15 protein-coding genes are annotated in these 15,534 nt (G+C 28.6%); 4 read left to right on the top strand and 11 right to left on the bottom strand.

What is annotated here, in order from left to right:
• Positions 1–3: 3 nt before the first annotated feature.
• The 5 genes from EDD60_RS13825 to ybaK all read right to left on the bottom strand — a co-directional run bounded on the left by EDD60_RS13825 (position 4) and on the right by ybaK (position 6,066).
• Positions 4–1,755: a sensor histidine kinase gene (locus EDD60_RS13825; RefSeq protein WP_066450070.1), complete on the bottom strand. Its 1,752-nt coding sequence runs from the start codon at positions 1,753–1,755 to the stop codon at positions 4–6.
• Positions 1,745–2,422 (bottom strand): response regulator transcription factor, encoded by a 678-nt coding sequence (locus EDD60_RS13820; RefSeq protein ID WP_066450068.1) that lies wholly within the window; start codon positions 2,420–2,422, stop codon positions 1,745–1,747. Before EDD60_RS13820 ends, EDD60_RS13825 begins: the two co-directional genes overlap by 11 nt.
• A 78-nt stretch (positions 2,423–2,500) precedes the next feature.
• The gene (locus tag EDD60_RS13815) at positions 2,501–4,195 is read right to left on the bottom strand and encodes a phospho-sugar mutase (RefSeq protein ID WP_066450066.1); all 1,695 of its coding nucleotides are present in this window, start codon (positions 4,193–4,195) and stop codon (positions 2,501–2,503) included.
• 96 nt (positions 4,196–4,291) lie between these two features.
• Positions 4,292–5,581 carry a L,D-transpeptidase family protein gene (locus tag EDD60_RS13810; protein ID WP_066450065.1) on the bottom strand — a complete coding sequence of 430 codons (1,290 nt, stop codon included), beginning with the start codon at positions 5,579–5,581 and terminating at the stop codon, positions 4,292–4,294.
• A gap of 5 nt (positions 5,582–5,586) precedes the next feature.
• Positions 5,587–6,066, bottom strand: a complete 480-nt coding sequence (gene ybaK, locus EDD60_RS13805) for a Cys-tRNA(Pro) deacylase (protein WP_066450064.1) — start codon at positions 6,064–6,066, stop codon at positions 5,587–5,589.
• Positions 6,067–6,300: 234 nt separating this feature from the next.
• On the opposite strand from ybaK, the gene EDD60_RS13800 reads away from it, so the two are divergent.
• From EDD60_RS13800 to EDD60_RS13785, 4 genes are all read left to right on the top strand, one after another.
• A complete protein-coding gene (locus EDD60_RS13800) occupies positions 6,301–6,882 on the top strand; it encodes a hydrolase (RefSeq protein WP_066450062.1) in 582 nt (193 codons plus the stop codon).
• A gap of 111 nt (positions 6,883–6,993) precedes the next feature.
• The gene (locus EDD60_RS13795; RefSeq protein WP_066450060.1) at positions 6,994–7,683 is read left to right on the top strand and encodes a TVP38/TMEM64 family protein; all 690 of its coding nucleotides are present in this window, start codon (positions 6,994–6,996) and stop codon (positions 7,681–7,683) included.
• A 73-nt stretch (positions 7,684–7,756) separates the two neighbouring features.
• Positions 7,757–8,467: a response regulator transcription factor gene (locus tag EDD60_RS13790; protein WP_066450058.1), complete on the top strand. Its 711-nt coding sequence runs from the start codon at positions 7,757–7,759 to the stop codon at positions 8,465–8,467.
• A gap of 3 nt (positions 8,468–8,470) precedes the next feature.
• Positions 8,471–10,618, top strand: a complete 2,148-nt coding sequence (locus EDD60_RS13785; protein ID WP_066450056.1) for a sensor histidine kinase — start codon at positions 8,471–8,473, stop codon at positions 10,616–10,618.
• A gap of 14 nt (positions 10,619–10,632) precedes the next feature.
• Here EDD60_RS13785 and EDD60_RS13780 read toward each other — a convergent pair whose 3' ends face one another.
• The 6 genes from EDD60_RS13780 to EDD60_RS13755 all read right to left on the bottom strand — a co-directional run bounded on the left by EDD60_RS13780 (position 10,633) and on the right by EDD60_RS13755 (position 15,532).
• Complete coding sequence (locus tag EDD60_RS13780) at positions 10,633–12,228, bottom strand: hypothetical protein (RefSeq protein WP_066450054.1); 1,596 nt, start codon at positions 12,226–12,228, stop codon at positions 10,633–10,635.
• Complete coding sequence (locus EDD60_RS13775; protein ID WP_066450048.1) at positions 12,221–12,934, bottom strand: ABC transporter ATP-binding protein; 714 nt, start codon at positions 12,932–12,934, stop codon at positions 12,221–12,223. Before EDD60_RS13775 ends, EDD60_RS13780 begins: the two co-directional genes overlap by 8 nt.
• A gap of 66 nt (positions 12,935–13,000) precedes the next feature.
• Positions 13,001–13,645 (bottom strand): SdpI family protein, encoded by a 645-nt coding sequence (locus tag EDD60_RS13770; protein ID WP_066450047.1) that lies wholly within the window; start codon positions 13,643–13,645, stop codon positions 13,001–13,003.
• On the bottom strand, positions 13,642–13,911 hold the full coding sequence (locus EDD60_RS13765) for an autorepressor SdpR family transcription factor (protein WP_066450046.1): 270 nt from the start codon (positions 13,909–13,911) through the stop codon (positions 13,642–13,644). Before EDD60_RS13765 ends, EDD60_RS13770 begins: the two co-directional genes overlap by 4 nt.
• 172 nt (positions 13,912–14,083) lie before the next feature.
• Positions 14,084–14,353, bottom strand: a complete 270-nt coding sequence (locus tag EDD60_RS13760; protein ID WP_008787146.1) for a phosphocarrier protein HPr — start codon at positions 14,351–14,353, stop codon at positions 14,084–14,086.
• A gap of 126 nt (positions 14,354–14,479) precedes the next feature.
• Positions 14,480–15,532 carry a class I SAM-dependent methyltransferase gene (locus EDD60_RS13755; protein ID WP_102135716.1) on the bottom strand — a complete coding sequence of 351 codons (1,053 nt, stop codon included), beginning with the start codon at positions 15,530–15,532 and terminating at the stop codon, positions 14,480–14,482.
• Between the last annotated feature and the right edge of the window lie 2 nt (positions 15,533–15,534).

Raw genomic sequence — 15,534 nt, 5'->3', positions numbered from 1 at the left:
TGCCTATTCGCATTCCTTTTTCATTTGAAAATAAAATTGTACACCCGTTTCTAAATTCTTTACTCCATAATCATAACCATGCATTTCTAATATCGATTGACATATTGCTAAGCCTAATCCACTTCCTTGATGATCATGCGTCACAAATGTATACCAAATATCCTCTATTTCTTCTTCATCTATTAAACTTCCACTATTATAGACTGCACATCCTTTATCTATCGTGACTTCGATCTGTCCATTATCTGGGGTATGCTTGATAGCGTTTGACAAGAAGTTATGAATTACTGTTTCTAGTAACTTCTTATCTCCTTTGATTCTTGATTGTATATTATTGACTTTAACGACAATGTTCTTTTTCATAAACAAGACTTCATATTCATCTATAATCTCAGTTACACTATCTTCTAAGTCAAATTCTTCAATATTCATCTCTACTTTTCCTGCTTCTAGACGAGACAAACTTAACATTGACTGAATCAGCTGATTGATACGTTTTGTCTCTCGATGAATAATCGCTATATATTTTTCTCTTTCTTCATCACTTTCTGCTTCTTCAATCAATTCTCCATAACCATTAATAATTCCTAAAGGTGTTTTCATTTCATGTGTAAATTGATTAATGAAATCTTTTCTTAGTGATTCTAGTTTTTTAACATGTTCTATTTCATCATTTAATTGTTGAATTGTTTGTTTAAGCTGATGACTCATGTGATTGACACTTTTTGCTAAACTGCCAATTTCATCTTTAGACTTGATATGCAATGTTTCATCAAAATCATTATGAGCAATCTTTAAAGCAACTTTTTCTACCTTTTTAATAGGTTTAGCAATCATATAAGAAAGAATAAGGGAAATAAGAATTGCACATATTAAGGCAATAAAATATAGCATATTATTTTCTTCTATATATCTTGCAAGAACATAATCTTGAACATTCTCTACTACACTAACAATATAGATTGATGCATTATCATCTCCTATGTTTGTTAAAAAGAATGTTTGTTGACCAATTTCTCGCATGTAGGAAACATAGCTTCCATCAGCACCATAATAATAAGGTGGAGTTAGGATACTTTCTTTCATTGAATCAACATCGACAAGTATTGGAATTTGTTTTAGTGGATCAACAGTTTGTAGTTGATTATTGATACAAAACGAAGTTATTCTACCCTCTTGATAATTCTTTGTTTTTTGACCATATAAAATATTTTGACATTCAAAATAGACTAAATGACTATTCTCTATTGTATATTTTACATCTATATTCGAATAATCATCAGCATCATTTGTATATAGACCTGATTTTAATAATGAAAGTAACTCTGCTTTTTGATTATCGTTTAAAGATTCAATTGATATACATTGGCTTTCTTTTGTTTGATTAGAATATAAGACAAGATAATTATTCACAAAATCTTGACCCAATGTATAATATTGTATTTTTTGATTTTGATTTTCATTATCTTTTTGGCAGATAAAAATATAATTCCAATATCCTGGACAAATCGTTTGTATCTTTTTTTGAAAATCTTTATTTTTTAATAACTGAAAGATATCTTTTTGATTTATCCCATATTCATCCAATAAATCAGTAATACTTTCTGTTATTTGCTTATAATTATATTGTTCTCTAATCCAAGATAAATATAAATTCTTCTGTGCTTCAATATTCAACTTAGCAGAAATACCTAAAATCAACATAAATCCAACCATTAAAATAATAAAGATTTTAGCACTTATCCTATGTTTCATGATTTTCACCCTCTTTAAAGACATATCCTACCTTAAAAACTGTTTCAATATAATTTCCATATTTCCCTAACTTCTTTCTTAGTTTTTTAACATAAGTATCAACAGCTCTTGCTTGTCCATAGTAATCATATCCCCATATCGCATCTAAAATTTGTTCTCTTTCTAATAATTGATGAGGATGTTTAGTAAAATATTCTAATAACAGATATTCTTTATGGGTTAATTCTAAAACTTGTCCATCTAATAAGACTTCATGATTATTATAATCAATTTGAATATGGGAAAAAGTCTTATAGTTGGATGAATTTGAATCTTGTCTTTTACATATTGCTAAACACTTTGCATACAAAACTGAAGGTAGAAATGGTTTTGTTATGAAATCATCAGCCCCAAGTTCAAAAGCTTTTAATTGATTATCCTCATCACTTAAAGCACTAATAAAAATAATAGGTGATTGATAATGATAACGTATTTGTTGACAAACCTCATATCCATCAATACCAGGCATCATGATATCTAATAAAACAAGCTGAATATCTTTATTCATTAATGATAACCCCATATGTCCATCACTTGCTTCAATCACTTGAATATGCCGTTTATCAAAATATTTCACAATAATATTTCTAATATCTAAATCATCTTCTATTAATAATATTTTATACATACCAATCACCTTCTATCTTTATTTTATAAATCACTTGTGTAAATTTTGTGTAAAAGAAAAGGATTGAAATATCAATCCTTATTCACCAATAATTTCCATCATTGCTTTATGGAAAACTTCAGTTTTACTTGCTGCATCATCAGCAGTTGTTCCTTTAATAGAGAAATAGAACTTACATTTTGGTTCAGTACCACTTGGTCTAGCAGCAATCCAAGAACCATCTTCTAAGTAATATTTGAGTACATTAGATTTTGGTAAATCAATTGTTGTTTCACTACCATTTTCATATCTTACACTTGTTTGATAATCTTCACTTGCAACAACTTTGACACCACCAATTTCTGTAGGAGCATCTTTTCTTAAATTATCCATAATTTCTTTAATTCTAGCAGCTCCTGCAGCTCCTGCTTTAGATAAAGCAATTTGAGTTTCCTTAAATGTACCATGTTTTGCATATAATTCATTTAAGATATCAACTAAATCTTTACCTTGTTTCTTATAGTAGTTACCAGCTTCAGCAGCTGTTAAAACAGCTTGAACAGCATCTTTATCTCTTACGAAATCCTTAACAACACATCCATAAGATTCTTCATATCCAAAGACAAATGTCTTTTCACCAGTCTTTTCATATTTTCTAATCTTATCCCCAATAAATTTAAATCCAGTTAATGTCTTTTCAACATCAACACCATAACTTCTTGCAACTAATTCACCTAAATCAGAAGTTACAATTGTATTATACATAACGGCATTATTAGGTAAAGTTCCCTTTTCTTTCATTTGACTTAAAATATATTCCAAATAAACAGCTGCAGATTGGTTACCACTCATTAATACATATTCACCATCATGTTTAGCAACAACTCCTAATCTATCTCCATCAGGGTCACAGATAACCACAACATCAGCATCCACTTCTTTTGCTTTTTTAATTGCTAATTCATAAGAAGCAGGTACTTCAGGGTTTGGTGATTTTGTATTTGTATAATCAGGATCTGGTGCACATTGTGCTAATACTGGCACAACATCATATCCTAAACGACCTAAACATTCTCTAACTGGAATATTACTTGTTCCATGTTGTGGTGAGAATACAATCTTAAATCCACTCTTATCCATACCAGGATTAATTTCAATTCCCATAACTTCTTTATAGTAAGCTTCATCAACTTCATGTCCAATCCATGTCATATATGGATAAGCTTCTTCATCACTACATACTTTTACATCTAATTCATCTTCTACTTCATTAACATATTTAACAACTAAATCTCCCCATTCAGGAATCAATTGACATCCAGTATCATCATAAACCTTATATCCATTATATTCTTTTGGGTTATGAGAAGCTGTAATCATAATTCCCCCAGCACATTTTAAATATCTCACAGCAAAAGATAATTCAGGTGTTGGTCTTAAACTTTCAAAAATAAATGATTTAATCCCATAAGTTGCTAAAACCTTAGCGCTTTCAATTGCAAAACGATAAGACATATGACGATTGTCATATCCAATTGCAACTCCTCTTTCTTTTCCATTTTCCAATCCTAACACATATTTAGCAAAACCAACATTAGCCTTTCTAATTGTGTAGATATTCATACGATTTGTTCCTGGTCCTAAGATTCCTCTCATTCCAGCTGTCCCAAATTCAACATTCGTATAGAAGGCATCTTCTTTTTCCTTTTCTCCCATACTTGCAAGTTCTGCTTTCATGGCTTCATCTACAGCAGGATGATTAAGCCATCTTTCATAATTTGTATTATAATCCATATTGTTCACCTCTTGTTTTTATTATACCAAATCCATAAATTGAAAGCCACTAAAACCACATGATATTTTATAACAAATTTTGAAATTATCTTCGATTTAATAATTCTCTATCTGATTTATTAAACTCACAACAAACCCCGTTGATGAGTCAACCCTTTGCATAAGATAAACCATATTTGATTGATTGACCCCAACACATCCCATAGTATAATTTCCTCTTGCACAATGTAAGAAATATGCAAAACCTTTTCCTTTAATACAACTACTATTATAATTATAAGATAAAAAATAATTATAACTACCTGGATAATCTATTAAATGTTCATCATTAACATGACTACATTGACTATGATCCATCTGAGTTTCATCAACAAATTGATTATAATATTGATCTCCACACCAATAATGATGTTGATTAATTTGCGTATATGCTAAGACACTACCTGGATTTGCTTTAATTCCATAAGCATGAGTAAAATGAAAAACGCCCATCGGTGTTCTTGTTGAATTTTCACTTCCAACTCCTATTCCAGCTTTTCCCACCAATCCATTTGTTTTCATTTTTTCAACCCATTGATTATTCTGCTTTTCAAAATATTGAACAACACATTTTCTTGCCTTTGCTTTCGCAGTCACAATAACCATTTTATTTTTACCCTGAGCTGCTTTCATCTTATCAACTGTACTTGTTAAAACATATTGATAATCTTTTTGATCTAGCTCTTTCTTTGTTTCTTTTTGGGGTTTTGTTGTATTATTATTTTGAGAAGTTGTTTCTTGTTCTTTTTGATGAACTGTTGAAGTTGTTTTTTGTATTGGTTTTTCCTCTTTAACAACAACTAATAAATCTTTTTCTGTTTTATTTTGATGATTATCGATTGCAGTAAAATGAATTTTATATGTACCTGGTTTTGAATAATCTATAGATTCATGATAAGTATAATAAGCTAAACTTTCTTTTTTAACTTGATTTTCTTTTATATATTTTAAATCTCCATCCACGGGATCTTTAATTTTTTGAACATATTTTAAAACATCTATCTTCTCTTTAGTATTGATTGTTATTTTATCTTTTTTAAGTTCAATAATTGGATGTTTTGTATCCTTAACCTCTATATCAAACTGAAAATCTTTCTTTGTTTGATCCAATTCAACAACAAATGTCAAACTTTGTTTTCCTACTTTTAATGTATCTAATTTAGGATAATCTTTAATAACGCCTTGTACATCCTTTACTAAATTTGATACTTCAAACGAATCTCCATATTCAACCTCTTTGATATCTTGAAACGTTAACATAGGTTCCTTCTTCTCAGTCTCAATCTTTTGTGAAGAACACCCCATCAACAACATTAAAGCCAATCCCATAATTGCCTGTTTTTTCATCTTTCCTATCCCCTTCTTATAACATCTACACATTTCCCTTGTACACTACTAATTAAATCATCTGGTTTTAAGATAACTTGCAATCCTCTTTTCCCAGCACTCACAGCAACCTTTTCTAACAACAAGATATCTTCTTGAAAATAAGTTGGAAACAATTTCTTCATGCCTATTGGCGAACATCCCCCTCTGATATATCCTGTTAAACCAAGTAAATCTTTTTGATGTAACATCTCTACACTCTTATGTCCACTCTCTTTAGCAAGTTTCTTTAAATCTATCTCTGCCATCACAGGTATACAACAAACCAGATACCCCTCTTTATATTTTAATACCAATGTTTTATATATCTCATCTTCACTTAAATCAACTTGTCCTACAATATGTTCTCCACTTAAATGATCTTCATCATAATTGTATTCTCTTGTCTGATAATCAATATGTTTTTGATCTAAAATGCGTAAAGCATTTGTTTTCACTTTCTTCATCATATCCCTCTTTTTTATCACAATTTTTCTATCATTATTATAATATTTTTAAAAAGAAAAAGCAAAAACTCAGACAATAGATATCACAAAAAAAATCATATTAATATCTATATTTAAATAAATCTTTGTTTTTAAAACAGATTTTGTTTTATAAGAATAAAGATGCTCTTTTTAAAACAAAAATGTTTCAATTCATTTATTTTTTGATACAATAGTAAAAAAGGATGTGAAAACATGAATAATAAAGAAAGATTTATTGAAATTTATAAACAAACGATCCATCGTGATGGTAGTGAAAAGCTTTTAGAATTTTTGTTATCGAAGAACTCGGATTTCTTTGATGCTCCTGCAAGTGCTAGATTTCATGGAAATTATGATGGTGGATTGGTTGAACATAGTTTAAATGTTTATGATTGTTTAAAAGATTATTTATCACGTGAGCGTGTGCAATCTACTTATGGATTAAAATATAACGAAGAAAGTATTGCGATTGTTGCCTTGCTTCACGATTTATGTAAAATTAACTGCTATAAAAAAGGATTTAGAAATGTTAAAGAAAATGGTCAATGGGTTCAAGTTCCTACTTATGAATATAATGATACTTTACCTTATGGTCATGGAGAAAAAAGTGTCTATATGATTAGTGGGTATATGCGTTTAACGAGAGAAGAAGCTTTTGCGATTCGTTATCATATGGGATTTTCTGGTAGTGAAGATGCTAGAAATGTCGGGGCTGCCTTTGAAATGTTTCCACTTGCATTTGCCTTATCAACAGCTGATATGGAAGCAACATATTTTATTGAAGGAAAGAAATAAGCAAGAGTTTAAGCTCTTGTTTTTATTTTCTTTAGAATTTCTTTATAAATTTAGCGAGCTGTTTTTTCTATTTAACGTTCATACTATGAATTGTTGATAGGAGTGATAATTATGAAGTTTTTAAAGCAACATCAAAAAGAAATAAAAGGAATTGGTCTATGTTTTCTGATTATGGCAATCGCATGTTTATTATTATATAAACCTATGATGAGTCTATTTCATGATCCTCAGTTATTAAGACATCAATTACAAGAATTTGGTATTTTAGGTTATTTCATGATGAGTTTACTAATGGCTTTACAAGTTGTCTTTGTTTTCTTACCAGGTGAAATTATTGAAATTATGTCTGGTTATTTGTATGGACCAATTGGTGGTATGATAGCTTGTTTGATTGGTAGTGCTATTGGTAGTAGTCTCATTTATGTATTTGTCAAAAAGTTTGGACTTTCTTTTATTCAACGTTTTATTGATACTAAGAAGATTGAAGAAGTCTCTTTTTTGAAGAATAAGGAGAAAAGAAATATGTTATGTTTTCTTATTTTCTTTATTCCTGGTACTCCAAAAGATGCTTTGACTTATTTTATTCCCTTAACCGATATGAAATTATCTACTTTCTTGTTCATTACTACTATTGCTAGAATCCCATCTATTATTACAAGTACAATTGGAGGACATGCGATTGGAGTAGAAAATTATATTTTTTCTATCTTAGTATTTGTGATTACTGGAATCATTTCTTTAGTTGGTCTTTATGTTTATAAGAAAATAAATCAAAAGAAAGTCATGAATTATAATCTTTAGAAATTCTTTAGATTTATCTCTACTTTTCTTTTTCAAATTTCAGTATAATGTATGGGAAAAGTGAGGGATAAACATGGAATATACAATATTAATTGTTGAAGATGAGGTAGAAATATGTAATGCGATTGAGATTTATTTAAAGACACAGGGTTATCGTGTCTTAAAGGCACATAATGGACAAGCTGGATTAGATATCGTATCACATGAGACAATTCATTTAGCGATTGTTGATATTATGATGCCTGTTATGGATGGTATTCAAATGACAATGAAAATAAGAGAAAAATATGATTTTCCAATTATTATGTTATCGGCTAAATCAGAAGATATTGATAAAATTACTGGACTTAATATTGGGGCAGATGATTATGTCACAAAACCATTTGTACCAATGGAACTTTTAGCACGTGTTTCTTCACAGCTTAGACGTTATAGTAAATATTTAAATATGGTTCAAGATCATCAACAAAATGAAAATAGTTATATTGTTGGAGGATTAGAATTAAATTTAGATACAAAAACAGTAACAGTTGAAGGAAAAGCTGTTAAAGTGACTCCTATCGAATTTAAAATCTTAGAATTATTAATGTCATACCCTGGCAAAGTCTTTTCAGCCGACAATATTTATGAAAGTGTTTGGCAAGAAGATGCTATTAGTACTGATACTGTCATGGTTCATATTCGTAATCTAAGAGAGAAAATAGAAATTGATCCTAAGAATCCACGCTATTTAAAAGTTGTTTGGGGCGTTGGATATAAAATTGAAAAACAAGGCAGGGAATAAATTATGAAAAAGAAAAAATATCTTGTAAGTTTTATGATTGTTGTTATATTACTTGCAACGAGTATTGGGATATATTTAAGTTATCCAGCAATTCAATCAACAATCAGTAAAGAAACACCCAGTCAATCACTGATTACTGAATATGTTGCAAGTCAAATTGCACAATATAATTACGCTATTGATTGTTCATTAAAATCTAAAGAAAATTCAAATATAGATACCCATCAGTATTTAGAAATCGTTGGAAATTCTAATATAGAAGGTATTACAAGTGAAATTGAAGATTTCAAATATGGTATTAAACAATCCCAAAGAGAGCTTGAAAAAGAAACAGATATCTATTATCAAGCTACAGATATGACAACCAAAAAACAAATCTCTAATACAAATGATCGTTTAAATTCTATTCAAAATGATCAAGCATTGCAAAAAAAATATCAGTGGTATGTACAAATACAATTTGATCAAGATGGAATTTTATTTGTGAATTATTCTCACAATGATAAAATTCAATCTCGTGAGTTAAATAATTATATGATTCATCAATCTCAAACTTATAGCGAATATAATGAAAGTAATCATGAGATAACTTCTGAAGCTTATATTAATTTTAAAAATCCTAAAAACTTAACTATTACTTATGCTGTTCCTGAAAAATTAGCTGCTAATAGTAATCTATCAGTCTATTTAACAAACTATAGTACCTCAGATTATCTGAAATATTCAATGCCTTATGTTGTTTTTGCAATAGCAATTATTATGCTTATAACACTGATAACACCTTATCAATTATTTAAAGAACAAAAATTATTAGATGTTATTTCTCGTATTAAATTTGGAATATTAGCTTTTATGTGGTGTTTGGTTACTGGAACTCTCTATGTATTTAGTCCGTATTTAATCGCAGCCACTAGTCAAAAACACATGATTGATTTTTATCAAGAATTTGGTATTCAAAATCTTGATAAAATCTTAACTCCTATTATCAATATAGGATTTTGGTTTATCTTCTTTATGTTATTTGTTATTTTTGCTTATATGATAAAATATTTATTTCATAAAGGATTTAAGAATTATTGTAAAGAAAATACTTGTCTAGGTTGGATTATTACAAACAGTCAAATTATTCTTAATAAGATTGTTGATTTTGATTTTAATGATAATATCAATCGTTCAGTATTAAAAATTGTTCTCTTTAATTTTGTTATTATTTCTATAATTAGTGTCTTTTTTGTCTTTGGAATTTTCTTTTCATTAGTCTATTCATTTATTATCTTTATTCTTTTAAAGAAAAAATTTGAAGATATTCAAAATGATTATCAAGTCTTATTAAATGCGACAAGACAATTATCAAATGGAAACTTTGGAGTTAAGATTAATGAAGATGTTGGTGTATTTAATCCTTTGAAAGATGAATTTACACATATTAAAGATGGCTTTGAAAAAGCAGTCAATGAAGAAGTAAAATCACAAAAAATGAAAACCGAACTCATTTCTAATGTTTCTCATGATTTAAAAACACCATTAACTTCTATTATTACTTATATTGATTTATTAAAGAATGATCAGTTGATTGATGAAGATAGAAAGAAATATATTGAAATATTGGAAAGAAATTCATTGAGGCTTAAAAATCTTATTGATGATTTATTTGAAGTGAGTAAGGTTAATAGTGGGAATGTTCATTTAGATCTTGTTGATGTAGATATTGTTTCTTTAATTAAGCAAGCTCAATTAGAGAGTCAAGATAAGCTAGATGAAAAGAATTTAGATGTAAGAATGAATTGTAGTGAAGAAAAGATTATTTGTTATTTGGATAGTTCTAAAACATATCGTATTTTTGAAAATCTGTTTATTAATATTAGTAAGTATGCTTTAGCTAATACAAGAGTATATATTGATTTAATACAAATAGATCATCAAATTCAGATTACTTTTAAGAATATTTCTGAAGCAGAAATGACTTTTAATGAAAATGAAATTGTTGAAAGATTTGTTCAAGGTGATAAATCTAGAAATACAAGTGGTTCTGGATTAGGTTTAGCAATTGTTAAAAGCTTTACTGAATTACAAAAAGGACAATTTAAAGTTGAAGTTGATGGTGATTTATTTAAATCTATTCTAACCTTTAACATTAAAGAGACTTCATAGCGAAGTCTCTTTTTTTATAATGCATCAAATTGACGTACACCCCATGTACAAATGAGATAATATAATGCGATATCTAAAAGTAAAGTTACGGCAATAACAATATACATATAAGTGTATATAGACATGATATCAACCAGTAATATACCATAAAGCATTGCAATAGCGACTGCTAATCCCATTGATACAAACATTGTAATAACAACTGGCATACTTTGTTTTACACATACAGTTTCATTAACCCAATCAAATTTAGGTTTCCATAAGTTAAGTAATAAACCAATAAAGTCTATTAATAATGTAAAGATAATTGGAGCAAGAAGAATAAATAAACTATCAAATATTGATGTTTGAAAAGTAACAATCAAGACAATTGATAATAAAATTCCTGCTGGTATACATAAAACACCATGTAATGCTAATTTAATATCCAAAATATCTTTAGATGATACAGGTAATGATTTAATAATCCAAAAGCGATCTCCTTCTAATGAAATAGATGAAGCACTAATCATATTAAGTGATGAAGCAGAAATAACAACTAAACATAAAATCGGAGTCATCATCTCTTTTAATTCAGGAACTTCTTTAAGTATCATTTTTAAGCTATCAGCGTAGAAAACAACACCAACACATGCTAAGATACATAATATCGTTCCCATAGCGCCATTTAAAACCACCATTGCATTAGAAGTAAAATGTTTCACTTCTCTTACTAATAATGCTTTTTTAACAGAATTGGCTTTCATTGGTTTGGCAACATATTGAACTTTTTTAACCTTTGCTTTTGTTGTTGCCATCTTGATAAAGTTTGTTGAAAGAATATAGATAACGATTGCAAATGGAATGATTGCACAAGCTAAATAAATAAGGAAACTTATAATGTTACCACTTTCTAAAGCAATACTTAAATGATAAAGTGGGAAAATTCCCTTTTCAATTGCTGAAGCAATACTTTGTCCATGCATAATTAACCAATTAATATATTCTTCTATTGAATTAACAGCATAGAAATAAACAAACATAAAGACCATAAATAATACAATTGCAATGACATTCTTCATTTTAACTCTTACCATAACGTGTGCTAATAACCAGCTAAACAAGCAAGATAAAGCTAAAACAAATAAAGGTAAAGTTAAAAAGACACCAATAAACATGAAAATCTCAACAATTCCCATTCCAACACGAGTTATATAAATATAAAAGGCTGGTGCTGCAACAAGAATTTCATAGACATAATTTAAAATCAAAATAGTAAAAACACGACTTAATAATATATCACGATTAGAAATCGGCATTGCTAATAAGAGTTCATTATCTTTTGCTTCATATATTTCATGATGTGTTAAAAAGATACTACCAATAAAACAAAGCATAATAATGATAATACTCATTACAGAAAAATACATCCAATCTATTCCCATTAAATGCAGTGGTTCAATTAATGTAGAAAAGAGTAATCCAAACATGCCAATAAAGACCACAGCAACATATGCAAAGAGAAAAATCATTAAAATAATTTTACCAATACTACTCTTGCTATTCTTACTGCTTTTTGTTTGTCTTAATAAGATTCCTTGTAATCTTATTTTAATCAATGTCTTAAGCATTGTCATTCTCCAATTCTAAGAATACATCCTCAAGTGATTCATTTTGAGTCACATCTTGAGTACGACCACTGATAATAAGTTTTCCTTGTTTAATAATTGCAATCCTATCACATAACTTCTCAGCAACTTCTAAGACATGTGTAGAAAAGAAGATGGCCCCACCTTGTTGACAATGCTCTTTCATTAATTGTTTTAATAAATGTGAAGCTTTAGGGTCCAATCCAACAAAAGGTTCATCCATAATAATAAGTTTAGGATTATGAATAAATGCTGAAATAACTGCTAACTTTTGTTTCATACCATGAGAATAAGCACTAATTGGCTGAGCTAAATCATCTGTTAATTCAAGCATATCAGCAAATTTTGCTATACGTGCTTCTCTATCATTCTTTGAGACCTGATAAACATCAGCCACAAAATTTAAGTACTGGATTCCTGTTAAATACTCATATAAATCTGGATTATCTGGAATATAAGCCATTTCTTTTTTACATTCCAAAGGATTCTTTTTAATTGATTTTCCATCAATAAAAATATCTCCTTCATCAAACGGTAAAATTCCAACCACAGATTTTAATGTTGTTGTTTTACCAGCACCATTATGACCAATAAATCCATAAATCAAACCATCATCAATTTCTAATGACAAATCATCTACAGCTTTATATTGATCATACTTCTTTGTTAAATGTTCAATCTTTAACATAATATCCCTCTTTTCCTATAAATAATTATTAAAATTATTTATATTATAATTATATATTTTAATTTTTTATAAATCAATATTTTTCGTATCTATCTTTCTAAAAACAAAATACGAATATCCATAACATAAAATCACATCACCAATCAACAACACCATAATCACAATATATTCATATGGTAAATCCAACAAAGCATAGATAAGAATAATCAGTCCAACAACAATATATGAATACCCACCTAATTTATGTGTTTTCTTCCATACATATTCATTAGCTAATGTCCATGGGGTTTTAATTCCTAAAAAATAATTTTGTGGAACTTTTGGCATATAATTTCCCATTCCAATCAACAACAAACCTAAAACACTCAGTAAAATAACTTTAATATTTCCCTGTGGATTCAATGTTAAATAATAGAAAATGACAACCAATACAATAAAGAAACAAGTCAAACCATATCTAAAGATTTCATATGTCTTTTCTCTTTTTTCAATATTTCTTTTCCTTGGATCAATCTTCTTTGCAAAAAACATTCCATAATGCACAAGAATAGGAAATAATGCTAAAATAATTAAATAATAACGACTCCCATATCCATCTACCTTCCAATTTATATCCCAATGAATAGGAACTGTTTCAGGCATCAAAAAAACACCACCAATAAAAAACAACGTGATTATCCAAAGAACAATATCAAATATCTTCTTTTTCATTTCTTATCCCCCATATCCATAAAATTCATAAACCATTTCATCATATCTTGAAAGACCGTCATATCAATACTATAAACAATATTTTGTCCTTGTCTTTCATCAATAATCAATCCACTATTCTTTAAAATAGATAAATGATGTGAAATAGATGGTTTTGTTATTTGAAAATAATCTGCAATCTCTCCAGCATTTAAAGGTTTTTCTTGTAAAAGCTCTAAAATCTTTCGTCTTGTTGGATCACTTAACGCTTTAAATGCATCACCCATATTTTGACCTCCTCTATTATTTAGATATTTGTCTAAGTATCTAAATAAATCATATCACTTAGACTAATGAAAGTAAAGAAAAAGCATAAAAGATACCTCTTATGCATAAAATAAGCCTATAAAGAAAAATAGGACCACTATGAAGTGGTCCTGTATTTTATGTTGCTATATATTATTCAGCAACTTTTTGTTCTTTGATAACTTTTGCAATTGAAGCGATTACGTCTTTTTCGTCTTCACCTTCAGCAATAATTTCAACTGTAGCTTTAGTAGGTACACCTAAAGACATAACACCCATAATAGATTTTAAGTTAACTTCTTTACCGTTGTAACTTAATTTAATATTACTAGTGAACTTACTAGCTTGGTTTACTAAGATAGTTGCAGGTCTAGCATGTAATCCAACTGGATCTGAAACTACGAAAGATAATTTTTCTGCCATTTTATTGACTCCTCCTTAATAATTTATAGTACTATTATAACACAATTAATTTACATTTCCATATATTTTGAAAAGATTTTATGCGCTTTCATAATATTTTTTTGTCAAGTGATTTTATAAATATTTTTATGACACTTTTTGTGCAATAACCAAGAATTTATGTGTTGTCATTTCAAAATAATGATGGTCCTTAATTGCCTTTAAAGCCTTTAAATAGAAAACTTGATATTTATTAATATTAGCTAAATCAGGTGACTCTCTTTTAAAGAATTGATGTAAAGATTCAATACTATGGAAACGTAATGTTCCATAATCTTCAAACTTATTAATAATACGCATTCCAATTCCTTCTAAAGTTCCTGCACAAGAATAAGCATCCCAAGACCCTTTCATACGAAATGGCATATATAAAGATACAAATTCCTTAAGATTTGCAGTACCATTTTGTTGAACAATGAAGTATCCATTTGGTTTTAAGACTCTTTGTACTTCAGCTTTATCATAATTTGAATAACGACACATAAAGACATCAATTTTTTCATCTTTAAATGGTAACTGCCCTGCTGGTGTTAAAGTAGTGATTTTCATTGATGTATCGGCAAACTTTTGTTCAAGAACTTTCTCATCAGCATAAGGTTCAATTAAAAATGTTGCTTCTGGTTGTGGAGTAAAGTTCTTGGCAAACTCACCATTATCAACACTTAAAAAAGCTAAATGATCTTCTGGTAAAAGGTATTGTTTTAAAATAGCTTCATCATCATATTGTGGTGTTGATTGTTCTGGTTCTTCAGCTTCTCCAGAAATTGTTTGAGCTATCTGTAAAAGCTCATTTTTTAATAATTTAGCATCTTCTATTTCCTTGCGACATCTTTTTTTGCTATAAACAAGAATTAGATATTGAACAATTGCATCGGCTACAACTCCCATCGCAAGAAATAAAATAAAGTAGATAAACCAAGAAGCTGTAAACATATCTTCTGGTGAAGATATCAAATAACAAATAAAACAAATAAATAACATATAACCTACACGATTATAACTAAACGATTTATCTAATGATAAATACCAATTGACATTTTCTGCTTTTGCCATCTTACTTCTCGTTATTTCAAAAAATACCAATTGCATCAAAAATAACATTCCTATAAATGTTGCTAATAAAATAAATAAATATTCCATAA

Source organism: Longibaculum muris (assembly GCF_004343035.1).
GTDB lineage: Bacteria > Bacillota_I > Bacilli_A > Erysipelotrichales > Coprobacillaceae > Longibaculum > Longibaculum muris.
Note: the sequence above shows the minus strand (reverse complement) of the source record. Positions and strands in the feature narration are given on the sequence as shown.

Excerpts from the sequence above, each read along its gene's own strand:
- EDD60_RS13760 (WP_008787146.1), bottom strand. The coding sequence starts at position 14,353 with ATGGCAGAAAAATTATCTTTCGTAGTTTCAGATCCAGTTGGATTACAT.
- EDD60_RS13790 (WP_066450058.1), top strand. The coding sequence starts at position 7,757 with ATGGAATATACAATATTAATTGTTGAAGATGAGGTAGAAATATGTAAT.
- EDD60_RS13785 (WP_066450056.1), top strand. The coding sequence starts at position 8,471 with ATGAAAAAGAAAAAATATCTTGTAAGTTTTATGATTGTTGTTATATTA.
- EDD60_RS13825 (WP_066450070.1), bottom strand. The coding sequence starts at position 1,755 with ATGAAACATAGGATAAGTGCTAAAATCTTTATTATTTTAATGGTTGGA.
- EDD60_RS13780 (WP_066450054.1), bottom strand. The coding sequence starts at position 12,228 with ATGCTTAAGACATTGATTAAAATAAGATTACAAGGAATCTTATTAAGA.
- ybaK (WP_066450064.1), bottom strand. The coding sequence starts at position 6,066 with ATGAAGAAAGTGAAAACAAATGCTTTACGCATTTTAGATCAAAAACAT.
- EDD60_RS13775 (WP_066450048.1), bottom strand. The coding sequence starts at position 12,934 with ATGTTAAAGATTGAACATTTAACAAAGAAGTATGATCAATATAAAGCT.
- EDD60_RS13770 (WP_066450047.1), bottom strand. The coding sequence starts at position 13,645 with ATGAAAAAGAAGATATTTGATATTGTTCTTTGGATAATCACGTTGTTT.
- EDD60_RS13765 (WP_066450046.1), bottom strand. The coding sequence starts at position 13,911 with ATGGGTGATGCATTTAAAGCGTTAAGTGATCCAACAAGACGAAAGATT.
- EDD60_RS13815 (WP_066450066.1), bottom strand. The coding sequence starts at position 4,195 with ATGGATTATAATACAAATTATGAAAGATGGCTTAATCATCCTGCTGTA.
- EDD60_RS13795 (WP_066450060.1), top strand. The coding sequence starts at position 6,994 with ATGAAGTTTTTAAAGCAACATCAAAAAGAAATAAAAGGAATTGGTCTA.
- EDD60_RS13820 (WP_066450068.1), bottom strand. The coding sequence starts at position 2,422 with ATGTATAAAATATTATTAATAGAAGATGATTTAGATATTAGAAATATT.
- EDD60_RS13755 (WP_102135716.1), bottom strand. The coding sequence starts at position 15,532 with ATGGAATATTTATTTATTTTATTAGCAACATTTATAGGAATGTTATTT.
- EDD60_RS13800 (WP_066450062.1), top strand. The coding sequence starts at position 6,301 with ATGAATAATAAAGAAAGATTTATTGAAATTTATAAACAAACGATCCAT.
- EDD60_RS13810 (WP_066450065.1), bottom strand. The coding sequence starts at position 5,581 with ATGAAAAAACAGGCAATTATGGGATTGGCTTTAATGTTGTTGATGGGG.